This is a genomic window from Actinomycetospora lemnae (assembly GCF_028737315.1).
Classification (GTDB): Bacteria; Actinomycetota; Actinomycetes; order Mycobacteriales; family Pseudonocardiaceae; genus Actinomycetospora; species Actinomycetospora lemnae.
In genome coordinates, this window is the sequence record NZ_JAQZAO010000009.1 from 61807 (window position 1) to 83038 (window position 21232).

The 21232-nt window shown below is 73.7% G+C and carries 23 protein-coding genes and 1 pseudogene; 7 read left to right on the top strand and 17 right to left on the bottom strand.

Annotated elements, in window-relative coordinates; all coding sequences use genetic code 11:
• Positions 1-4 precede the first annotated feature (4 nt).
• A complete protein-coding gene (locus PGB27_RS20275; RefSeq protein ID WP_274202218.1) occupies positions 5-592 on the top strand; it encodes a cob(I)yrinic acid a,c-diamide adenosyltransferase in 588 nt (195 codons plus the stop codon).
• On the top strand, positions 592-1335 hold the full coding sequence (locus tag PGB27_RS20280; RefSeq protein ID WP_274202219.1) for a glycoside hydrolase family 16 protein: 744 nt from the start codon (positions 592-594) through the stop codon (positions 1333-1335). Before PGB27_RS20275 ends, PGB27_RS20280 begins: the two co-directional genes overlap by 1 nt.
• On the opposite strand, the gene PGB27_RS20285 is transcribed toward PGB27_RS20280, so the two are convergent.
• Positions 1326-2537 (bottom strand): alanine racemase, encoded by a 1212-nt coding sequence (locus PGB27_RS20285; RefSeq protein ID WP_274202220.1) that lies wholly within the window; start codon positions 2535-2537, stop codon positions 1326-1328. The two genes, PGB27_RS20280 and PGB27_RS20285, sit on opposite strands and share 10 nt — an antisense overlap.
• Before the next feature lie 23 nt (positions 2538-2560).
• Between PGB27_RS20285 and PGB27_RS20290 the strand changes: the two genes are divergently transcribed.
• Both PGB27_RS20290 and PGB27_RS20295 read left to right on the top strand, forming a co-directional pair.
• Entirely contained in the window at positions 2561-3913 is a 1353-nt protein-coding gene (locus tag PGB27_RS20290) for a D-arabinono-1,4-lactone oxidase (protein WP_274202221.1), read from the top strand.
• A gap of 17 nt (positions 3914-3930) precedes the next feature.
• A complete protein-coding gene (locus PGB27_RS20295) occupies positions 3931-4488 on the top strand; it encodes a hypothetical protein (RefSeq protein ID WP_274202222.1) in 558 nt (185 codons plus the stop codon).
• A gap of 50 nt (positions 4489-4538) precedes the next feature.
• Here the strand turns inward: PGB27_RS20295 and rutA are convergent, their stop codons facing one another.
• Genes rutA through PGB27_RS20335 form a run of 8 tightly spaced genes read right to left on the bottom strand, consistent with a single transcriptional unit; the run spans position 4539 to position 12634 of the window.
• Entirely contained in the window at positions 4539-5591 is a 1053-nt protein-coding gene (gene rutA, locus PGB27_RS20300; RefSeq protein ID WP_274202223.1) for a pyrimidine utilization protein A, read from the bottom strand.
• Between the two features lie 22 nt (positions 5592-5613).
• Complete coding sequence (locus tag PGB27_RS20305) at positions 5614-6669, bottom strand: LLM class flavin-dependent oxidoreductase (protein WP_274202224.1); 1056 nt, start codon at positions 6667-6669, stop codon at positions 5614-5616.
• A complete protein-coding gene (locus tag PGB27_RS20310) occupies positions 6656-8053 on the bottom strand; it encodes an MmgE/PrpD family protein (protein WP_274202225.1) in 1398 nt (465 codons plus the stop codon). The genes PGB27_RS20305 and PGB27_RS20310 overlap by 14 nt, the downstream gene beginning before the upstream one ends.
• 52 nt (positions 8054-8105) lie before the next feature.
• Positions 8106-9488 carry an amidase gene (locus PGB27_RS20315; protein ID WP_274202226.1) on the bottom strand — a complete coding sequence of 461 codons (1383 nt, stop codon included), beginning with the start codon at positions 9486-9488 and terminating at the stop codon, positions 8106-8108.
• On the bottom strand, positions 9485-9703 hold the full coding sequence (locus PGB27_RS20320) for a hypothetical protein (RefSeq protein WP_274202227.1): 219 nt from the start codon (positions 9701-9703) through the stop codon (positions 9485-9487). Before PGB27_RS20320 ends, PGB27_RS20315 begins: the two co-directional genes overlap by 4 nt.
• Positions 9700-10863: an acyl-CoA dehydrogenase family protein gene (locus tag PGB27_RS20325; protein ID WP_274202228.1), complete on the bottom strand. Its 1164-nt coding sequence runs from the start codon at positions 10861-10863 to the stop codon at positions 9700-9702. The genes PGB27_RS20320 and PGB27_RS20325 overlap by 4 nt, the downstream gene beginning before the upstream one ends.
• Positions 10863-12080: a CaiB/BaiF CoA transferase family protein gene (locus PGB27_RS20330; RefSeq protein WP_274202229.1), complete on the bottom strand. Its 1218-nt coding sequence runs from the start codon at positions 12078-12080 to the stop codon at positions 10863-10865. Before PGB27_RS20330 ends, PGB27_RS20325 begins: the two co-directional genes overlap by 1 nt.
• The gene (locus tag PGB27_RS20335; protein WP_274202230.1) at positions 12077-12634 is read right to left on the bottom strand and encodes a MaoC family dehydratase; all 558 of its coding nucleotides are present in this window, start codon (positions 12632-12634) and stop codon (positions 12077-12079) included. Before PGB27_RS20335 ends, PGB27_RS20330 begins: the two co-directional genes overlap by 4 nt.
• A 64-nt stretch (positions 12635-12698) precedes the next feature.
• On the opposite strand from PGB27_RS20335, the gene PGB27_RS20340 reads away from it, so the two are divergent.
• The 3 genes from PGB27_RS20340 (at position 12699) to PGB27_RS20350 (ending at position 14247) form a co-directional block, all read left to right on the top strand.
• Complete coding sequence (locus tag PGB27_RS20340) at positions 12699-13457, top strand: FadR/GntR family transcriptional regulator (protein ID WP_274202231.1); 759 nt, start codon at positions 12699-12701, stop codon at positions 13455-13457.
• Positions 13454-13819 (top strand): hypothetical protein, encoded by a 366-nt coding sequence (locus PGB27_RS20345; protein ID WP_274202232.1) that lies wholly within the window; start codon positions 13454-13456, stop codon positions 13817-13819. Before PGB27_RS20340 ends, PGB27_RS20345 begins: the two co-directional genes overlap by 4 nt.
• A 137-nt stretch (positions 13820-13956) precedes the next feature.
• The gene (locus PGB27_RS20350; RefSeq protein ID WP_274202233.1) at positions 13957-14247 is read left to right on the top strand and encodes a putative quinol monooxygenase; all 291 of its coding nucleotides are present in this window, start codon (positions 13957-13959) and stop codon (positions 14245-14247) included.
• Here PGB27_RS20350 and PGB27_RS20355 read toward each other — a convergent pair.
• The 8 genes and pseudogenes from PGB27_RS20355 to atpE all read right to left on the bottom strand — a co-directional run bounded on the left by PGB27_RS20355 (position 14244) and on the right by atpE (position 21218).
• Complete coding sequence (locus tag PGB27_RS20355) at positions 14244-14675, bottom strand: DUF2550 domain-containing protein (RefSeq protein ID WP_274202234.1); 432 nt, start codon at positions 14673-14675, stop codon at positions 14244-14246. The genes PGB27_RS20350 and PGB27_RS20355 overlap by 4 nt on opposite strands.
• A gap of 31 nt (positions 14676-14706) precedes the next feature.
• Complete coding sequence (locus PGB27_RS20360) at positions 14707-15105, bottom strand: F0F1 ATP synthase subunit epsilon (protein WP_274202235.1); 399 nt, start codon at positions 15103-15105, stop codon at positions 14707-14709.
• Positions 15105-16574, bottom strand: a complete 1470-nt coding sequence (gene atpD, locus PGB27_RS20365; protein ID WP_274202411.1) for a F0F1 ATP synthase subunit beta — start codon at positions 16572-16574, stop codon at positions 15105-15107. Before atpD ends, PGB27_RS20360 begins: the two co-directional genes overlap by 1 nt.
• Before the next feature lie 5 nt (positions 16575-16579).
• A complete protein-coding gene (locus PGB27_RS20370; RefSeq protein WP_274202236.1) occupies positions 16580-17641 on the bottom strand; it encodes a F0F1 ATP synthase subunit gamma in 1062 nt (353 codons plus the stop codon).
• 132 nt (positions 17642-17773) lie between these two features.
• Positions 17774-19384: pseudogene (atpA, locus tag PGB27_RS20375) on the bottom strand (F0F1 ATP synthase subunit alpha); the annotation flags it as partial.
• Positions 19385-19454: 70 nt separating this feature from the next.
• Positions 19455-20300: a F0F1 ATP synthase subunit delta gene (locus tag PGB27_RS20380; protein WP_274202237.1), complete on the bottom strand. Its 846-nt coding sequence runs from the start codon at positions 20298-20300 to the stop codon at positions 19455-19457.
• Positions 20297-20968 carry a F0F1 ATP synthase subunit B gene (gene atpF / locus PGB27_RS20385; protein ID WP_274202238.1) on the bottom strand — a complete coding sequence of 224 codons (672 nt, stop codon included), beginning with the start codon at positions 20966-20968 and terminating at the stop codon, positions 20297-20299. The genes PGB27_RS20380 and atpF overlap by 4 nt, the downstream gene beginning before the upstream one ends.
• A 43-nt stretch (positions 20969-21011) precedes the next feature.
• Positions 21012-21218, bottom strand: coding sequence for an ATP synthase F0 subunit C (atpE, locus tag PGB27_RS20390; RefSeq protein WP_116706531.1), 207 nt, complete (start codon positions 21216-21218; stop codon positions 21012-21014).
• Positions 21219-21232: the final 14 nt, after the last annotated feature.

The following is a 21232-nucleotide window of genomic DNA, read 5'->3' on the forward strand; positions in this document are numbered from 1 at the left end:
CGGCGTGGCCGTTCACCTCACCCGGATCTACACGCGCACCGGCGACGACGGGACCACCGGTCTCTCGGACTTCTCGCGCGTGCCCAAGACCAACCCGCGGCTCTCGGCCTACGCCGACTCCGAGGAGGCGAACGCCGCCATCGGCGTGGCGCTCTCGGTGGGCGACCCGCCGGAGGCGATCGTCGCGCCCCTGCGCCAGATCCAGAACGACCTGTTCGACGTGGGCGCGGACCTCGCGACGCCGATCGTCGAGAACCCCGAGTACCCGCCGCTGCGCGTCACCGAGCGGCAGGTCGAGCGGCTCGAGGGCTGGTGCGACGAGTTCAACGCCGACCTGCCGAAGCTGACCTCGTTCATCCTGCCCGGCGGCACCCCGGCCGCGGCGTACCTCAACGTCGCGCGCACCGTGACCCGCCGCGCCGAGCGCAGCACGTGGGCCGTCATCGCCGCCGACCCCGACCGCACCAGCCGCCTGCCCGCGCACTACCTCAACCGGCTCTCGGACCTGCTGTTCATCCTCGGCCGGGTCGCGAACCCGGGAGGCGACGTCCTCTGGGTCCCGGGCGGCCCCGAGGAGCAGCAGGAGGGCTGATGGCCGTCGACGAGCGCTTCGCCGACGGCCTCGACCCCGCCGTGTGGACGCCCGCCTACCTCCCGGCCTGGAGCTCGCGCGCCGCGGCCGCCGCGACGTGGTCGGTCGACGGGGACGGGCTGCACCTCACGATCCCGCCCGAGCAGCCGCTGTGGTGCGCGGGAGACCACGACCCGCCGCTGCGCGTCTCGGCCGTCCAGTCGGCCAACCGGTCGGGGCCGGTGGGCAGCACCGACGGCCAGCAGCCGTTCCGCCCCGGCCAGACCGTGCGCGAGGAGCAGCCGACCGTCCTCGGGATCACCCCGGGCGACGGCACCGTCGCCGTCGAATGCCGCGCGCGCATCGGGCCGTCGGCGATGTTCTCCGCGTGGCTCATCGGCCTCGAGGACGCCCCCGAGCGCTCCGGCGAGATCTGCCTGGTCGAGGTGTTCGGCGACACCGTCACCGGTGCCCACGCCGCCGTGGGCTCGGGCATCAAGGCCTTCCGCGACCCGCACCTCGTCGAGGACTTCGTCGCCGAGCCCCGCGACCTCGACGTCACCGCCTGGCACACCTACGCGGCGCACCGCCGCCCGGGCGGCGTCGAGCTGTCGATCGACGGCGTCCCGACGCGGACGCTCTACCAGGCTCCGGACTACCCGATGCAGCTGATGATCGCGGTGTTCGACTTCCCCGCGCACTCCCTGCACGACCCCTCCGACACCCCGGAGCTCGTGGTGCGCCGGGTCGTCCATCAGCCGTAGGCCTTCCCCTCGCCGCGGTAGGTCGGGACGGTCGCGACGACGCGGTCGCCGTCGACGAGGTGGTAGGCGGTGACGTGCTCGGCGAGCTCGCCGGCCTTGGCGTGGCGCATCCACACGCGCTCGCCCAGCGCCGGCGGGCAGGAGCCCCGCACCGGCGTCTGCACCTCGCCGGCACCCTCGGTGCCGGTGAGCGCGAGGTCGTCGCGCACCGGGGAGGGCAACCGCGAGGCCGCGGCGGGCCCCGAGGCCACCCAGCCGCCGCCGGCCAGCGTTGCGGTGCGCGCGTCGGGGCGGCGCACCACCGGCAGGGCGTAGGCGAGCGCGGGCCGCGGGTGCAGGCGGGTGTAGCCGTCGAAGAGGGTCGCGCCGACGAGCGCCGAGCCGGCGGCGATCTCGGTGACCGACGGGTCCGCGCGCGTCGACTCCACGCTGCCGCTGCCTCCACCGTTGACGAACGCGAGGTCCGCCTCCGCGCGCACGGCCCGCACCGCCGCGCCCCGCCGTGCCTCGAGCTCGCGCGCCGACCGTCCCTGCATCCAGCGCACCACCGCGTCGCGCGCCCGCGCGCCGGTCGCGTCCGGCACCCCGGCGATCTGCCCCTCGTAGGCCATCACACCGACCAGCTGGCACCCCGGCCGCGCCACGATCGCCCGCGCGAGCCGGCCGGCCTCGCGGGCGGTGTGTACCGGCGAGCGGCGGGCCCCGACGTGCACGCCCGGCAGCGGGCGCCAGGCGGCGTCCAGCTCCAGGCACACGCGCAGCTCGGGGTGGTCGGGGCCGAGGACGGCGTCGAGGAGGTCGAGGTGCGCGACGCTGTCGATCATGATCGTCACCGCCGCGCGGGCGCGGCCGTCGGCGGCCAGCGCACGCAGGGCGGCGCGGTCGACGGCCGGGTAGGCCACGAGGACGTCGTCGCTCACGCCCTCCCCCACCAGCCACAGGGCCTCGGGCAGCGTGTAGGCCATCAGCCCGGTGACCTCGCGCCGGGCGAGCGCGCGCTCGATCAGCGCGCGGCAGCGCAGCGACTTCGTCGCGAGCCGGATCGGGCGTCCGTCGGCGCGGGCCAGCAGGTCGTCGAGGTTGGCGTCGAACGCCGCGAGGTCGACGACGGCGACGGGCGGGTCGAGGTCGGCGGTCGCGCGGTCCCAGCGGGTGACGGCGGCGACGGCGTCCGGCCGGACGCGAGCACGGCGGCGGATCACCGCCCGGACGCTACGGTGCCGGCATGGGCGGCGGCACCTGGCACAACTGGGCCGGCACCGTGGCCGCCCGGCCCGCCCGCGTGCACCTGCCCCGCAGCGTCGACGACGTCGTCGCGGCCGTGCGGTCCGCGGCCGCCGCGGGCGCGACGCTCCGGCCCCGGGGCAGCGGGCACTCGTTCACCCCGCTCGCCGCGACCGACGGCCACGCCATCGACCTGCGGCACTTCACGGGCCTCGAGGCGCTCGACACCACCACCGCCCGGGTGCGGGTCCGCGCCGGCACCACGCTGCGCGCCCTCAACGCCGTGCTCGACGCCCACGGCCTGGCGCTGGCGAACCTCGGCGACATCGACGCCCAGACGGTCGCCGGCGCCGTCGCCACCGGCACCCACGGCACCGGCGCACGCCTCGGCGGCCTCGCGACCCAGGTCGTCGCCCTCGACCTCGTCCTCGCCGACGGCACCGCCGTGCACTGCTCGGCCGACGAGCACCGGGACCTCTTCGACGCCGCCCGCATCGGGCTGGGCGCGCTGGGCGTCGTCACCCATCTCACGCTGCAGTGCGTGCCGGCCTTCGCGCTGCACGCCGTCGAGCGCCCCGAGCCCCTCGACGACGTCCTCGCCGACCTCGGCGGGCTGCTGACGAGCGAGGACCACGTCGAGTTCTACTGGTTCCCCTACGGCGCGCAGGCCCTGGTCAAGCGCAACCGGCGGGTGCCGGTCGACGAGGCGCCGGCGCCACTGTCGGCCGCCCGGCGCGTCCTCGAGTACGACGTGCTCGAGAACGCGGCGTTCGGGACCCTGTGCCGGGTCGGACGGGCGCTGCCGCGCACCGCGGTCCCGCTCGGCCGGCTCGCGGCGGGCGTGCTGTCGGCGCGCGAGTACGGCGACCGCTCCCACCGCGTGTTCGCCACGACCCGGCGCGTGCGCTTCGTCGAGTCGGAGTGGGCGGTGCCCCGGGAGCGGCTCGGCGCGGTGCTCGACGACCTGCGCCGGATCGTGCCGCGCCTCGAGCACCCGGTGCTCTTCCCCGTCGAGGTGCGCGTCGCCGCCGCCGACGACGTCTGGCTCTCCACCGCCCACGGCCGCGACACCGCCTACGTCGCGATCCACCAGTACGTCGGCGCGCCCCGCGCCGAGTACTTCGCCGCGTTCGGCGAGGTGGCGGCCGCGGCCGGCGGGCGCCCGCACTGGGGCAAGGAGCACCACCTCGACGCCGCGGCCCTGGCCGAGCGCTACCCGCGGTTCGACGACGTCCGCCGCGTGCGCCGCGAGGTCGACCCCGGCGGGCTGTTCACCAACGCGCACCTCGAGCACGTGCTCGGCCCGGTCCGAGCCGCGGAGGGCACGTCCGGCAGGCCGCGCGCCTCTCGATGATGCGCACCGTGCCCCTCGTGAGCCGAGCGTTGACGCCGGTCGCCGCGCTCCACCACGGTGGAACGGTGACGCGCAACCTGCTGACCGGGGCGATCACGGTCGACGACCTCCCCGCCGCGACCGCGGCGTTCATCCGGACGCAGGGTGCGAAGCGCGGGCTCGACGGCGACCCGCTCGACGGCGTGACCCACGGCCTGCGCACCGACGAGGACACCCACGAGCGGCTGAGCTCCGGGCCGCGCGTCGAGCACCACACCACCGAGATGCTGCTGGGCCCGACGCTGCTGGTCATCGCCTACCGGCAGGGGCACGACGACCGCTACGACCGCGTCGACCCCGCCGCGCGCGTCAGCTTCCACCGCCTCGACCAGCTCGAGCTCGTCGACCCGCCCGCCGAGAAGCGCGGGCGGACGCTGGGCGCCGACGCCCAGGGCGTGCTCTCGCTCGCGAGCCGGCCGGTCGGCGGCCCGCCACGGCGCGCGACCCGGCACATCCCGACCGGCAACGCCCCGGAGGCGGCGTCGTTCCGCGAGGCCCTGGCGGCGGCCGTCGAGCGGGCGCGCGCGAGCGCCTGAGACCCCGGTGGCGGCTCCCGCGAGGGGCACGGGAGCCGCCACCGGGAGACCTAGCCGAGCAGGGGCTTCACCTTCGTGCCGAAGTCGTGCACGCCCTGCTCGAAGTCGTCGAACGTGAACATCATGCCCGCGACGCCGGGCATCTTGGCGACCTCGTCGACCTGCCGCGCGACCGTCTCGTACGACCCGACGAGGGTGGCCATGTTGAAGTTGACCGCACCCTCGGGGAGGTTGATCGTCCGCGCGGTGCCCGAGCCGTCGGCGGTCTTGTCCTGGCTCCCCTCGTCGGACATGTAGCCCAGCGCGGCCGCGTCGGCGCCCTCGTTGTACGAGCGCCACTTGGCCTGGGCCTCCTCGTCGGTCTCGGCCATGATCGCCATGAACAGCGGCAGCGAGCGCACGTCGCGGCCGGTCTCCTTGGCGAACGACGCGAGCCGCTCGGTGGGCTGGCGGTAGACCTCGGGGTCGTTGACGCCCGGCGACAGGATGAAGTTGTAGTCGCCGTACTCGGCGCAGAACCGCATCCCGCGCTCGGACTGCCCGGCGCACACGACGTCGACCTTGCCCTGCGGCCGCGGCGAGAGCACGCAGTCGTTCATCTGGAAGTACTGGCCGTCGAGGTCGCAGCGCCCGGTGTCCCACAGGTCGCGCAAGATCTTCACGTACTCGGTGGAGTAGTCGTAGCGGTAGCCGAAGTACTCGTCACCCGGCCACAGGCCCATCTGCTCGTACTCGTTCTTCGCCCAGCCCGAGACGATGTTGACGCCGAAGCGGCCGGGCGCGATCTGGTCGATGGTCGTCGCCATCCGCGCGACGAGGGCCGGCGGCAGGGTGAGGACGGCGGTGGACGCGTAGAGCTTGATCCGCTCGGTGACCGCGGCCAGGCCCGCCATCAGCGTGAACGACTCGAGGTTGTGGTCCCAGAACTCGGTCTTCCCGCCGAACCCCCGCAGCTTGATCATCGACAGCGCGAACGCGAAGCCCTGGCGCTCCGCCTCCTGCACGACGTTGCGGTTGAGGTCCCAGGTCGGCATGTACTGGGGCGAGTTCTCGGAGATGAGCCAGCCGTTGTTGCCGATCGGGATGAAGACGCCGAAGTCCACTTCGGACCACCTTCCTGTGGGGTCAGGAGACGGGGAGAGGGAGCGCGCGCAGCGCCGGGACCACCTCGCGGGCGAGGAGGTCGAGGGACGTCCGCGCCGCCTGCACCGGCATGCCGGCCCAGTCGGTGCGGAACACGAAGTGGTCGACGCCGAGCTCGTCGCGCCACGGGAGGAGTGCCGCGGTGCAGTCCTCCGGAGACCCCACCACGAACCGGTCGTGGGCGAGATCGTCGTAACCGACCCGGAACGACTCCGTCCCGGGCATGACACGGTCCTGGCCCCAGTCGGCGTAGACCTCGTACTTGCGGGCCAGGTGCGGCATGGCCAGCTCGAGGGCCTGCTCCCGCGTCGGGGCGCAGAACACCTCGCGGATCAGCGGGAGCTCCTCGACGGTCCCCCGCCCGGCCGCCGCGCGCTCCGCGTGGAACAGCTCGAGCTGCCGGGCGACGGTGGCCCGCGTGGCGTGCGGGTTGATCATCCACGTGTCGGCGAGCCGCGCCGCCCGCCGCACCGCGCCGTCGGAGTTCGCCGCCATCCAGATCGGGGGCCGTGTCCGCCCACCCGGCCGCGCCACGGGCCGGAAGGTGGCGCGGACGTCGTCGAGCCGGGTCCACGGCAGGTCGACGGTGACGGCCTCCCCGCGCCACAGCGCCTCGACGATCCGCAGGTTCTCGGTGAACCGGTGGACCTTCTGGTCCGGCGGCACCCCGAACGCGTCGTACTCCACCTGCCGGTAGCCCAGGCCCACCCCGAACACCGAGCGCCCGCCGGCGACGACGTCCAGCCCGGCGTAGGCCTCGGCGGTGTCGACGGGGTTGTGCAGGGCGAGCAGGTGGATGCCGGTGCCGACGGTCATGTCACCCGCGTCGGCCGCCAGCCGCGCGAGCCACGGCAACGGCTGGATGTGCGCCATGGACTCGGCGAGGTGGTGCTGCCCGGCGAACACGGAGTCCAGGCCGGCGTCGCGGGCGGTGCGCACCAGGGAGAGCTGCTCGTCGAGGGCCACGAGCGGGTCGCGGCCGGGCGGCTGCTGGTGGGTGAGGAAGACGCCCGCCTTCACCCCGTCAGCGCTGGTCACGGCACGCCTCCGCGAACTCGGCGGCGGGCCGGTCGTCGCCCAGCGAGAGCACCGCGTCCCGCACGCGCTCGGCGGTGGCGGCGTCGGCGACCCGGCCGATGGTCTCGGTGTACTTGGCGACGATCTCGGCGTTGGTCAGCGGGCGCTCCTCGTGCCCGCGGTTGACCTGCTCGCGGTGGGCGACCGCCCGGCCGTCGGCGAGCTCGATCTCCACGCGCCCGGAGTAGGCGGCGGGGAACAGGCCCTCGTGGTCGTCGACGACCTCGACGCGCCGGGCCAGCGCCAGGATCTCGCGGTCGGCGAGGGCCTCGTCCTCGAGCTCGGCCAGCGTGAACCGCCCTCGCACCAGCGCCGCGGCCACGGCGTACGGGAGGCTGAACTTCGCGTCGTACTCGTCGCGCGGCGCCCACTTGTTCTCCGGCGGCTGGCAGACGACCTTGCCGGGCACCGGGTGGATGGCGCAGCGGATCGCCCGCACGTCCTCCGCCCGCACGTCGTGCTCGGCGCGCAGCAGGAGCGCCGCGTCGGCGAACGCGTGGTTGAAGTGGCAGATCGGGTAGGGCTTCACCGCGGTGCGCATCAGCTCCCAGCGCTCGCCGAGGCCCTCGGTCACCGCCTCCGGGTGCGTCTCCCGGCCGCTGAGGTGCGTGGCGTAGAGCCCGAAGCGCCCCTCGTACACCGCCGCCGGGCCCGTCCATCCCGCGCGGGCGAACGCCGCCGCGGTGAGGCCGGACATCGCCGCCCAGCCCGGGTGCAGGCGCTTGGTCCACGACCCGTCCTCGAGGAACTCCAGCAGCCCGGCCGCCATCGAGCCGACGACGCCCTGCGCGGACGCGAGCCCCGTGGCGTCGAGCCCCGTGAGCTTCCCGGCGGCCACCGCGGCCCCGAACGCGCCGGCGACCGCCGTCGGGTGGAAACCGACGTCGTGGAACCCGCCGGCCCCGCCGATCCCGACGCGGGCCGAGACCTCCACACCGAGCACGTAGGCCGCGAGCAGCTCGCGCGTGCTCGCCCCCGCCACCGTCGCCGCCGAGATCGCCGCCGGCAGCGCGGCCGCGGACACGTGGGTGACGGCCGGGATGTGGGTGTCGTCGAAGTCCATGCCGTGCACGAGCACGCCGTTGAGCACGGCGGCGTCGCGCGGCGCGAGCCGGTCGGGCATGCCGAGCACCGGGTGGGCGCCGGCGCCGAAGGTCGTCAGCGCGTCCCGGGCGACGCCGGCGAACGGGTAGGCGGTCGAGGCGAAGGCCAGGCCGACGGCGTCGAGCACGAGGTGGCGCGCCCGCTCGAGGACCTCGTCCGGCACGTCGGCGGGATCCAGTGCCGCGGCGAACTCCGCGACCCGTCCCGCGGCAGCCGTGCGGGTGGGGCTCTCCAGCGACACGAACGCACCCTCTCGATCGGTGATCGGCCTCACAGGACCATACGTCAGACGTTTAGGACGCGGAAGGGGGCGCCTGCCGGTGGTGCGCGGTGCGCTCCTGGAACACGCGCGCGGCCCACAGCGCGGTGCCCTCCCGGTGGGGCGGGGCGACGAGCTGCGCGGACACCGGGCAGCCGTCGGGCGCGAGGCCCGTCGGCACCGCCAGGCCGGGTGCGCCGGTGAGGTTGCCGAGCATCGTCGAGCGCGACTGCGCGGCGTAGAGCGGGAACTCCTCGCCGTCGACGACGACCGTGCCGTCCGGCAGCCGGGGCGCGGTCGAGGGACACGTCGGGACGACGAGCAGGTCCGCGTCCGCGAACACGGCGTCCAGCTCGCGCTGCAGCTCGACGCGGAACTGCAGCGCGCGCAGGTAGTCGACGGCCGGGGTGACGATGCCCTGGCTGATGCGCCGGACGACGACCGGGTCGTAGGTGTCCCACCGGTCGGCGTCAACGCGGTGCAGCGTGGCCGCCTCGGTGAACACGATCTGGTAGCCGATCGGCAGCGCGTCGCCCGCCGAGGGCACCTCGCCGGGCACGACCTCGGCGCCGGCGGCGACCAGCTCGTCGACGAGGTGCGCGACGCCCGCGCGGACCGCGGTGTCGCAGAGCTCGGTGAACGCGCCGCCGGGCACGGCGATGCGCAGGCCGGCGAGGTCGGGGCGCGCCGGGACCTCGAGCGGGGGCAGCGGCGTGCTGCGCGGGTCGGCGCCGTCGGGGCCGCGCAGCACCGCGAACAGACGCTCGGCGTCGCGGGCGCTGCGCGCGATCGGGCCGACGGTCTCGGTCGTCCAGGACAGCGGGAAGACGCCGGTGCGCGGGATCGCGCCGGCGGTCGGTTTGAGCCCGGTGAGCCCGCACCACGCCGAGGGCAGGCGCACCGAGCCGCCGACGTCGGTGCCGAGCGCGCACGGGACGGCGCGCGCGGCGACGGCGGCCGCGGAGCCCGTCGACGAGCCGCCCGCCCAGCGCCCGGGGTCCCAGGGGTTGCGGACGGGGCCGAAGCGGGGCGGGTGCGGCCCGCCCACGGCGAACTCGGTGGTCGCGTCCTTGCTGACCGGGATCGCCCCGGCCTCCTCGAGGCGCCGCACGACCGTGGCCGAGGCGCTCGCGGGCTCGTCGCCGTGGTTCCAGGAGCCGTGCGTCGTCGGGACACCGGCCACGTCGATGACGTCCTTGACCCCGAACGGTACGCCCTCGAGCGGCCGCGCGGTGCCGTCGGCCCAGCGCCGGGCGGATGCGGCGGCGGCCGCACGGGCGCGCTCGTCGAGGACGCGGATCGTGCAGTTGTAGGCCGCGTGGGCCTTCTCCAGGCAACCCAGGGCCTCGTCGACGGCCTCGACCGGCGTGGTGCGGCCCGCGGCGTAGGCGCCGAGCAGGTCGGTGAGGTCGTTCACGGGCGGACCCATGCGTCGCCGTGGGCCGGGTCGGCGGCACCGTCCGCGGGCAGGGGGCGGGCGCGCAGGCGGGCGACCGCGGTCTCGGCGCCCACCACCGCCGCGCGCAGCGCCGCCACCGTCTCCTCGTCGACCGTGAAGCCGAGGCGGGCGGCGAGCGCGGCCAGCTCCTCGGCGCCGGGGACGGCGTCGGTCGTCCCACCCTCCCCGCTCACCCGATCGTCGCCTTCCCCGCGAGCAGCGACCGCGCGACGACGGTGCCGAGCATGTCGTTGGTGCCCTCACCGATCGACATCAGCGGCGCGTCGCGGTAGAGCCGCTCGACCTCGAACTCCGTCGAGTAGCCGTAGCCGCCGTGGATGCGCATGGCGTCGGTGGCGCACTCCAGCGCCGCGTCCGACGCGAAGATCTTCGCCATGCCCGACTCGGTGTCCATCCGCACGCCCTCGTCCATGCGCGACGCCGCCCAGTACGTCATCAAGCGGGCGGCCTGCAGCTTCACCGCGATGGCCGAGAGCCGCAGCTGCACGGCCTGGAAGTCGCCGATCGGCTGCCCGAACGCGGTGCGCTCGCGGGCGTAGGACAGCGCCTCCTCGTAGGCCCGCTGGGCGATGCCGACCGAGCGCGCCGCGATGTTGACCCGCCCCGTCTCCAGCGACGACAGCGCCTGCTGCAGCCCGCGCCCCTCGACCCCGCCGAGCAGCTGGGACGCCGGCACCCGCACGTCGTCGAGCACCACCTCGCACGACTCGGTGCCCTTGTAGCCGAGCTTGCCCATGTCCTTCGTGATCTCGAGCCCGGGAGAGCCGGCCTCGACGAGCAGCATGCTCATGCCGCGGTGCGGCGGCGACGCCGACGGGTCGGTCTTCACGAGCACCGGCAGCGGGTCGGCGTGCCGGGCGTTCGTGATCCACATCTTGGTGCCGCGGACGACGTAGTCGTCGCCGTCCCTCGTCGCCGTGGTCGTGATGCTCTGCAGGTCGGTGCCCGCGCCCGGCTCGGTGAGCGCGATCGCGGTGCGCCGCTCCCCCGTCGCGAGCTCGGGCAGGTAGCGCTGCTTCTGCTCCTCGGTGCCGTGGCGGGCGATCATCCAGCACGACACCGAGTGGCTGCCGAGGATGCCGGCGATGCCCATCCAGCCGCGCGAGATCTCCTCGAAGGTCAGGGCGAACGACACGGTGTCGGCCTCGAGCCCGCCCCACTCCTCGGGCACGGCCAGGCCGAACAGGCCGAGCTTGCGCATCCCCTCGACGATCTCCGTCGGGTAGCGGCCCTCGTGCTCCCAGTCGCGGGCGACCGGCACGATCTCGCGGTCGACGAACGACCGCAGCGTGTCCCGGAAGAGCCGCTGCTCGTCGCTGAGGCGGAAGTCCATCAGGGTGCCCCTTCGCCGGTACCGAACGCGCCCGCCGCCCGCAGGGCGGCCAGGCGCTCGTCGTCGTAGCCGATCCCGCGCAGCACGGACTCGGTGTGCTCGCCCATCGCCGGTCCGCCGCGGACGGCCGGGGTGTCGTCGCCGGGCGGGCCCACGCGCACCGGCGAGCGCAGCGACCGGACGGTCCCCCAGTGCGCGTGCTCGGTCTCGGCGACGAGGCCGCGGGCGACGGTGTGCTCGTCGGCGAGGGCCTCGCCGACGTCGTGGATCGGGGCGCACGGGATGCCGGCGGCCTGCATCGCGGCGATCCAGGTGGCGACGTCCCGGCCGCGGAACAGCTCCTCGAGCAGCGGGACGAGCACGTCGCGGTGCCGGTCGCGGTCGCGGAAGGTGATGAACCGGGGGTCGGCGGCGAGGTCCGGCTGCTCGAGCACGACCGTCAGGCGCTGCCAGAACTTCTCCTTCGCGCACCCGACGACCAGCCACCCGTCGGCCGCCTCGAACGCCTGGAACGGCACGAGCGACGGGTGCGCGGAGTGGTGCGTGCGCGCCGGCGTGTAGCCCTCGGTGAGGTGCCACGTCGCCGGGTAGGTCAGCAGGCTGACCGCGGTGTCGTAGAGCGACAGGTCGCAGTCGGTGCCGACGCCGTCGCGGCGCGCGGCGTGGATGCCGGCCAGCAGCGCGATCGCCGCGACGAACCCGCCGCTGTAGTCCACGAGCGACAGGCCCGCCTTCTGCGGCGCCCCGCCCGGCTCGCCCGTCAGCGACATCCAGCCGCCCAGGGCCTGGAGCACGTAGTCGTAGCCCGGCTCGGTGGCGCGTGGGCCGGTCATCCCGAAGCCGGTCAGCGAGCAGCAGACGATGCGCGGGTTGACCTCCTTGAGGTCCTCGTACCGGATGCCGAGCTTCGCCGGCACGTCGCCGCGCAGGTTCGAGTAGACGGCGTCGGCGGTGCGCACGAGGTCGTGGAACACCTCGCGCCCGGCCGGGGTGCGGATGTCGAGCAGCACCGACGACTTGTCCTTGTTGAACGACTCGAAGAACAGCGAGTCGCCGTCCTGCGCGTACGGCGGGACGTAGCGGCCGACGTCGCCGCCCGACGTCGGGTCCTCGATCTTGATGATCTCCGCGCCCAGCTCCGCGAGGTGCATCGACCCGAACGGGCCCGCGCCGTACTGCTCGAGCGAGACGATGCGGACGTCCTCGAGCGGCCTCATCGCTGGTTCTCCGGCGACTCGTTCTCCAGCGACTCGTTCTCCAGCGACAGGGGCACCGCGGCCTGCGGGAAGTGCGACGCCGCCCGCGGGGCGTCGCGGCGGTGCACGTAGAAGGCGCGCTTGAACGTCAGCACCTCGACGCCGTCCTGGTTGAGCCCGCGGCTGCGCACGCGCACGATCCCGGCGTCCGGGCGGCTCGTGCTCCCGCGCGTCTCCAGCACCAGCGACTCCGACCAGAGCGTGTCGCCGGCGAACACCGGGTTCGTCAGGCGCAGCTCGTCGATGCCGAGGTTCGCGAACGCGTTCTGGCTGGTGTCCGACACCGACTGCCCGAGCACGATCGAGATCGTCAGCGGCGACGCGACGATCATCCGGCCGAACTCGGAGTCCGCGCCGACCTGCGCGTTGAAGTGCGCCTGGTTCGTGTTCATCGTCAGCAACGTGAACCAGGTGTTGTCCGTCTCGGTGATCGTCCGGCCCAGCGGGTGCTGGTAGACGTCCCCCACGGTGAAGTCCTCGAAGAAGCGGCCCTGCCAGCCCGCGACGACGGCCATACCCGGACGCTAAAGGTCTGACGTATCGCGCCACAAGCACCCGGCGACCGTCTACGCTGACGCCGTGCCACCGCAGCCGCCCGCCGCGACGCCGGGGACGGCGCCCGTCGCCCACCTCCGGGTGCAGCGCGTGCGGCCCGCGTACCGCCAGGTCGCCGACGAGCTCCGCACCCAGATCCTCGCCGGCACCCTCCCCGCGGGCACGCGGCTGCCCAACGAGGGCGAGCTCGGGCGCGCGTTCGGGGTCAGCCGCAGCACGGCGCGCGAGGCGCTGCGGGTGCTGTCGAGCCAGCACCTCGTCGAGACCCACCGCGGCGTCCAGGGCGGCACGTTCGTCAGCGAGCCGGACCCGGCGCGCGTCGTCGAGGACGTCGGCAGCGCCCTCGGCGTGCTCGTCATGACGCCGCAGCTGCACGTCAGCGACCTGCTCGAGGCGCGCCTCCTGCTCGAGCCGGCCGCCGCCCGCCTGGCCGCGCAGCGCGCCGACGCCGAGACGGTCGAGGCCGTGCGCAACGCCGCCGCCGCGCACCGCGACGCCCGCGACCCCAGCGGCTTCGTCGGCCACCTCGACTTCCACACCACGCTGCTCATGGCCACCGGCAACCTCATGCTCACGCTCATGGGCCAGCCCGTGAACGACGTGCTGCGCACCCGCCTGCGCCGCGAGGGCGTCGAGGCCCACGAGTGGGACAAGGTCGACGCCTGCCACCGCGAGATCGCCGAGCACGTCGCCGAGGGCCGCGCCGACGACGCCGAGGCGGCCATGCGCGACCACCTCGTCGAGCTGCGCGGCCTCTACGAGCGCGAGGGGTTCTGGACGTGACCGCGCCGTCGCCCGTGGCGGCGGCCCTGCCCTCCCTCGACGGGCGCACGTTCGTCGGGGTCAGCAACACGGGCGACGGCGAGGTGGACGACGCCACTGTCTTCACCTACCACGAGCGCGACGGCCTGCTCTGGGCCGAGTACGCCGGCGGGACGATCACGCTCGGGCGGCTCGCGGGCACGCGTCAGGGCGACGTCCTCGACTTCCGGTACGTCCACGTGTCGCAGGACGGGTCCACGAGCTCCGGGCACTGCCGCGCCGAGCTCGAGCAGCTGCCGGACGGGCGGCTGCGCTCCTACGAGACATGGCAGTGGGAGTCGCGTCCCGGCGCGGGACGCAGCGTCGTCGAGGAACGTCGTTGAGGTCCCGGCGGCTGGGGGCTCCGGGCCGGTCGGATGCGTCGGAAACCGAAGCATCCGGGGCGACCGAGCCGACGGAGACGGGCCCTCGGCGATCGCTGGTTCACTTCTAGGACCACAAAGTTGCTAGACTGAGCGGCATGCTCATCATCGCCGGCCACATCGAGGTGGCGCCCGAACGCCGGGACGCGGTGGTCGCGACGCTCACCGACCTGGTCCGCCGGGCGCGGGCGGCGCCGGGCTGCCTCGACGTGGCGATCACCGCCGATCCCGCCGAGCCCGGGCGGGTGTACAACGTCGAGCGGTGGCGCTCCCGCGAGGACCTGGACGCCTGGCGGGCGGTCGCGCACGCGCCCGACCTCGGCACGCCGATCCTCGCCGACCACGTCCGCATGTTCGACGCGTCGAACGAGCGCAGCCCGTTCGCCTAGCTCGCCTGCCGGTACCCCGTCGACCGTCCGGGCGGGATGGACTCCAGCCACGAGGAGAAGCCGGTCAGCGCGTCGGCGCCGATCGCGAGCTCCCAGGTCGTCCCGCCGTCGCGGCAGGACAGCACCGAGCTGTTGGCCGGGTGCATCTCCCCCGGCAGCGGCGCGCGGCGGTCGACGATCTCGAGCCGCGTGCGGTCGAGCACCACGTTCGGCCCGGATCGCAGGCCGCTGATGCGGTACCAGCGGAACTCGTCGCCGCGGTAGCGGGCGAGCCCCGACCGCCAGCCGCCCAGGTCGCCGGTCGCCCGCGCCTCGCGCAGGGCGACGTCGACACCGCCGCGGCGCAGGATGCGGATGCGGCGCAGCAGCAGGAGACCGACGACGAGCAGCACCGCGAGCACCACGATGACCGCCAGCTCAGCGATCATCGCGGGACTCACCGGTGCTGCTCGCCTAGCCTCAGCGGTCCGGGTTCTCGCCGGCGGCCCGCAGACGGGCCCGGGCACGGGCGGCGGCCGCCGCCGTGTCGTCGTAGTCGTCGCCGCCGCCCTCGGCGCGCTGCAGCTCGTCGCGCGCCGCGGCCACGTCGATCTCGTCCGCCAGCTCGGCGAGCTCGGCGAGCACCGTCACCGACTCCGCCGTGACCGAGAGGAACCCGCCGAACACCGCGGCGTGGAACGGCTCCCCGTCGGCCGGGTCGATGCGCACCACGCCGGCCTCGTCGAGCGCGGCGATCATCGGCTGGTGCCCGGGCAGCAGACCGATGTCGCCCTCGACCGTGCGGGCCGAGACGAAGTTCGCCTGGCCCGACCACAGCCGCTTCTCGACGCCGACGATGGCGACCTCCATCTCGGCCATCAGGACGAGTACTTCTTGATGTTCGCCTCGACGTCGTCGAGACCACCGCTCATGGCGAACGCCTGCTCGGGCGCGTTGTCGTACTCGCCCTTGGTGATCTTGTCGAACGCCTCGACGGTGTCCTTGACGTCGACGAACGAGCCGGGCTCGCCGGTGAACTGCTCGGCGGCGTACATGTTCTGCCCGAGGAAGCGCTCGATCCGGCGCGCGCGGGCGACGGTGAGGCGGTCCTCCTCGGAGAGCTCGTCGATGCCGAGGATGGCGATGATGTCCTGCAGGTCGTTGTAGCGCTGCAGGATGCGGATGACCTCGCGGGCGACCCGGTAGTGGTCCTCGCCGACGTACTGCGCGTCGAGGATCGTCGAGGTCGAGGTCAGCGGGTCCACGGCCGGGAAGATGCCCTTGGCGAACACCGACCGCGAGAGCTCGGTGGTGGCGTCGAGGTGGGCGAACGTGGTGGCCGGCGCCGGGTCGGTGTAGTCGTCGGCGGGCACGTAGATCGCCTGCATCGAGGTGATCGAGCGGCCGCGCGTCGAGGTGATGCGCTCCTGCAGCTCGCCCATCTCGTCGGCCAGGGTCGGCTGGTAGCCCACCGCCGAGGGCATGCGGCCCAGCAGCGTCGAGACCTCCTGGCCGGCCTGCGTGAACCGGAAGATGTTGTCGATGAACAGGAGCACGTCCTGCTCCTGCACGTCGCGGAAGTACTCCGCCATCGTCAGCGCGGACAGCGCGACGCGCATGCGGGTGCCCGGCGGCTCGTCCATCTGCCCGAACACGAGCGCGGTGTCCTTGAGGACGTCCGCCTCGCCGAGCTCGACCCAGAGGTCGTTGCCCTCACGGGTGCGCTCACCGACGCCGGCGAACACCGAGGTGCCACCGAAGTTGCGGGCGATGCGCTGGATCATCTCCTGGATGAGCACCGTCTTGCCGACGCCCGCACCGCCGAACAGGCCGATCTTGCCGCCCTGCACGTAGGGGGTGAGCAGGTCGACGACCTTGAGGCCGGTCCAGAGCACCTCGGTCTTGCCCTCGAGCTCCTCGAACGGCGGCGGGTCACGGTGGATGCCCCAGCGCTCGGCGTCCGAGGCGTAGCCCGGCTCGTCGAGGCAGTCGCCGAGGGTGTTGAACAGGTGGCCCTTGACGACGTTGCCGACGGGCACCGAGATCGGCCCGCCGGTGTTCGTCACGTCCTGGCCACGCACCACACCGTCGGTGGGCTGCATGGAGATCGTGCGCACCTGGCCGTCACCGAGGTGCTGGGCCACCTCGAGCGTCAGCTTCTTGGTGTTGTCGCCGAGCGTGACCTCGATGGTCAGCGCGGTGAAGAGGTCGGGCACCTCGCCGCGCGGGAACTCCACGTCGACGACGGGCCCGAGGATGCGGGTGATGCGACCGGGAGCACCGTGCGAGCCGTTCTGCTCGGTGCCCGCGGCTGCCTCATTGGCGGCGGTGGACTGGGTCATCGTCAGCTCCCCTACTCGGCGAGGGCGTTGGCGCCGCCAACGATCTCGCTGATCTCCTGCGTGATCTGGGCCTGGCGGGCCTGGTTCGCCTCCCGGGTCAGGTTGTCGACCAGGTCGTTGGCGTTGTCGGTGGCCGCCTTCATGGCGCGCTGCCGGGCCGCCGACTCCGACGCCGCGGCGTCGAGCAGCGCCGCGAACACCCGCGCGCGGAGGTACTTGGGCATAAGCCGGTCGAAGAGGACCTCGGGCTCCGGCTCGAACTCGTACTCGGCCTGCCGCTCCTCGGAGTCCGAGGAGGAGGACTCGTCCGCGTCGTCCGGGGACTCCTCCTCGAGCACCAGCGGGGCGATCTGCCGGGAGGTGACGCTCTGGCTCGCGACCGAGGTGAACGCGGTGAACACCACGTGCAGCTCGTCGACGCCGGCCAGGCCCTCGGCGTCCTGTGGCGGGACGAAGGACGCGGCCCGGGAGGACCCGCCCTCTGAGCCCTCGCCGGAGCCGGACCCGTCACCCGAGCCGCCGCTCGCCCCGCCCGAGCCCTGCCCGTCGTCCTCCGACGGGCGCTGGACCGTCTCGTCGCCGCCGGTGAGGAAGCAGGCGGTCAGCACGTCCGCGGCGTGGGCGGCGTTGCCGTAGTCCGGCACCTCGGAGAAGCCGGTCCACTGGCCGGACATCTCGCGGTTGCGGAACCGGAAGTACGCCACGCCCTTGCCGCCGATGACGAACAGCGACGGCTCCTTGCCGTCGTTCGACAGCTCGCGCATGACCCGCTCGGCCTCGCGCAGCACGTTGGCGTTGTAGCCGCCGCACAGGCCGCGGTCACTGGTGACGACGAGGACGCCCGCGCGGCTCGGCTCCTCGCGGGCCTCGAGCAGCGGGTGGTCGCTGGCCCCGGCCTTCGCGGCGGTGGTCAGGACGTGGGTGAACTCGTCGGAGTACGGCCGCGCCGCATGGACACGTGCCTGCGCCTTCGCGATGCGCGAGGCCGCGACCATCTCCATCGCCTTGGTGATCTGGGCGATGTTCTTGGTCGACCGGATGCGCCGTCGCAGGACGCGGAGGGATGCGGGCATGGGGCCTTAGCTCCCGGAGCCCTGGGAGGAGCCCTGCGAGGAGCTCTGGGCCGGGCTCTTCTCGGCCTGCTCGGACGAGTTCGACGACGCGTCGGTGGACTCGTCCGAGGACGCCTCCTGCGGGCCCTCGTCGGAGTCGGTCCCGGACTCGCTCTCGCCGAACAGCTCGCCGGTGCCGCCGTCGTCGGCGACGCCCTCGCCCGATCCCGTCGCGAACTGCTCCTTGAACTCGGAGACGGTCTTGGTCAGCCGCTCCTCGTTCTCGTCCGAGAGCTGCCCGGTGTCGCGGATCTCCGAGAGCACCCCGCCATCGCGGCGGACGTGCTCGAGGAACTCCGTCTCGAAGCGGGCGACGTCCTCGACCGGCACCGAGTCGAGGTGACCACGGGTGCCGAGGAAGATCGACACGACCTCCTCCTCGACCGGGTACGGCTCGCCGGAGCCCTGCTTGAGCAGCTCCATGAGGCGGGCGCCGCGGTCGAGCTGCGCCTGGCTGGTGGGGTCGAGGTCCGAGCCGAACGCCGCGAACGACTCGAGCTCGCGGTACTGGGCCAGGTCGACGCGCAGGCGCCCGGCGACCGAGCGCATCGCCTTGACCTGCGCCGACCCACCGACGCGCGACACCGAGTTCCCGACGTTCAGCGCGGGCCGCTGGCCCTGGTTGAACAGGTCGGCCTCGAGGAAGCACTGGCCGTCGGTGATCGAGATGACGTTCGTCGGGATGTAGGCCGCGATGTCGCCGCCCTTGGTCTCGACGATCGGCAGACCGGTCAGCGAGCCAGCGCCGAGGTCGTCGTTGAGCTTCGCGCAGCGCTCGAGCAGCCGCGAGTGCAGGTAGAAGACGTCGCCCGGGTAGGCCTCGCGGCCCGGCGGGCGCCGCAGCAGCAGCGAGATCGCGCGGTAGGCCTCGGCCTGCTTGGACAGGTCGTCGAAGACGATGAGGCAGTGCTTGCCCTGGTACATCCAGTGCTGCGCGATCGCGGAGCCGGCGTACGGGGCGATGTACTTGAAGCCCGCGGGGTCGGAGGCGGGGGCGGCGACGATGGTCGTGTACTCCATCGCGCCGGCGTCCTCGAGCGACTGGCGGACACCGGCGATCGTGGTGCCCTTCTGGCCGATCGCGACGTAGACGCAGCGGACCTGCTGCTCCGGGTCGCCGGTCTCCCAGGCCTCGCGCTGGTTGATGATCGTGTCCGTGCAGACCGCGGTCTTGCCGGTCTTGCGGTCACCGATGATCAGCTGGCGTTGGCCGCGGCCGATCGGGGTCATGGCGTCGATGGCCTTGATCCCGGTCTGCAGCGGCTGCTTGACCTCCTTGCGCTGCACGACCGAGGCGGCCTGCAGCTCCATCTCGCGCTCGCCCTCGGACTCGATCTCGCCGAGCCCGTCCATCGGCTGGCCGAGCGGGTCGACGACGCGGCCCATGAACCCGTCGCCGACCGGGACGGAGAGCACGCGCCCGGTGCGCGTGACCTGCTGCCCCTCCTCGATGGTCTCGTAGTCACCGAGGATGACGACGCCGATCTCGCGCTCCTCGAGGTTCTGGGCCAGGCCCAGCACCCCACCGGGGAACTCGAGGAGCTCGTTCGTCATCGTCGAGGGCAGACCCTCGACGTACGCGATGCCGTCACCCGTCGAGGTGACGATGCCGACCTCCTGACGGGTCGAGTCCGCGGAGTACGAGGACACGTAGTCCTCGATCGCGCTACGGACCTCGTCGGAGGAGATGGTCAACTCGGCCATGGCTTCCGCTCTCGCTAGTCGTTAGGGGTCACGTGTCGGTGGGCCCGGCCGGGGTCGGCCGAACCGGCTGTCATCCCAGTCTCCGGCCGAGTTCGTCGAGCCGTCCGGCCACACTGCCGTCGATGACCTCGTCCCCCACCTGGATCACGAGACCACCGACCAGGGCGGGGTCGACCTCGAGGTGCAGGGTGATGTCCCGACGGTAGATGCGCGTGAGGGCATCGGCCAGTCGTCGTTGCTGCTGGTCGGACAGGGCGATCGGGGACCGGACGGTCGCGACGGAGCGCTCGCGGCGCTCGGCGGCGAGCTCGGCCAGGCGCTCGAGGCCCTGGGCGATCCCCCGGCCCGTGGGGTGCGCCACGAGCTGCGCGGCGAGCTTGCGGGTGGTGGTCTCGGTCCGGTCGGCGAGGAGCCGGTCCAGCACCTGCTGCTTGCCCTCGGCGTTCGCGGCCGGATCGGCGAGCAGGCGCTCGAGGTCGGGCTCCGCGGCGACGATGCGGCCGAGCCGGAACAGCTCGTCCTCGACGGCGTCGAGGCGCCCGTCCCGCTCGGCCGAGACCAGCAGGGCCTCGCGGGCGACGATGCGCAGGCCGTCGACCAGGTCGTCGGGACGCGACCACGCCGACGACACCGCCGTGCGCACGACGTCGGCCGTGGCGGAGGTGACCTGCTGGTCGACCAGGCGCGACGCGAGGCCCTCCCGGTCCTCCGCGGAGCGCGACGAGTCGGCCAGCGTGCGGCGCAGGACGGGCTCGCGACGCAGGAGGTCGGCGACCGCGTCGAGCTGGTCGGCCACCGTCTGCAGGTCGCCCGCCGACGCCTGCCCCGTCGCCTCGCCGAGCCGGCGGCGCGTGGCCTCCAGCGCGTCGCGGCTCGCCGCGTGGAAGTCGGCCAGGATGCCCGTCGAGGACGTCACGACTGCGCTCCGTTCCCCTGGGTGGGCGTGGTCGACGGGCCGGCCGGGCCGGCCGTCCCGAACGCCGCCGACGTGGCGGACCGGCCGGACCCGTCGCCGGACGCGTCGGCAGGCCCGTCGCCGGACCCGCCCATGGCCTCGAGCTCGTCGAGGAAGCGGTCGACGCTCTGTCCGCGGCTCGCGTCGTCGGACAGCGCCGACTCGACGATGCGCCGCGACAGCTCCACCGACCGGCGCCCGGTCTCGGCCCGCAGCTCCGCGATCGCGCGCGACCGCGAGGCCTCGAGCGACTGCCGGCCCTGGCCCTTGATCCGCTCGGCCTCCTCGGCCGCACGGTTGTCCATGTCCTGCCCGATGCGCTCGGCATCGGCCCGGGCGTCGTCCCGGATCCGCGCGGTCTCGTCGTCGACGCCGGCCAGCCGCTGGCGGTTGCGGGCGAGCTCGGCCTTGGCGTCGGCCTCCATGGCCTCCGCCCGCGCGATGCCCGACTCGATCTGCTTCTTCGTGTCCTCGTGCGAGGAGACCAGGTTCGGCCAGGCGTACCTGTAGAGCACGTAGATGAGCAGCGCGAACGCCACCAGGCCGACGATGATCTCCGCGGTGTGCGGCAGCGTCGCGTAGGGCTTGCCGGCCGGCTGTTCCTCGGCCAGCAGCTGGGTCAGGCTCATCGGTTCACCTCCCGCCCGTGCGGTGTCGACCGGTCAGGGGGAATCAGATGGCGAACGCGAGGACCAGACCGATGATGGCGAGCGCCTCGGAGAGGGCGAAGCCGATGAACGCGATGGTCTGCAGCTGGCCACGGGCCTCGGGCTGGCGCGCCACGCCGTTGATGAACGCCGCGAAGACGATGCCGACGCCGATACCGGGGCCGACGGCGGAGAGGCCGTAGCCGACCATGTTGAGGCTGCCCTGAACCATGAGGGGTTCCTTTC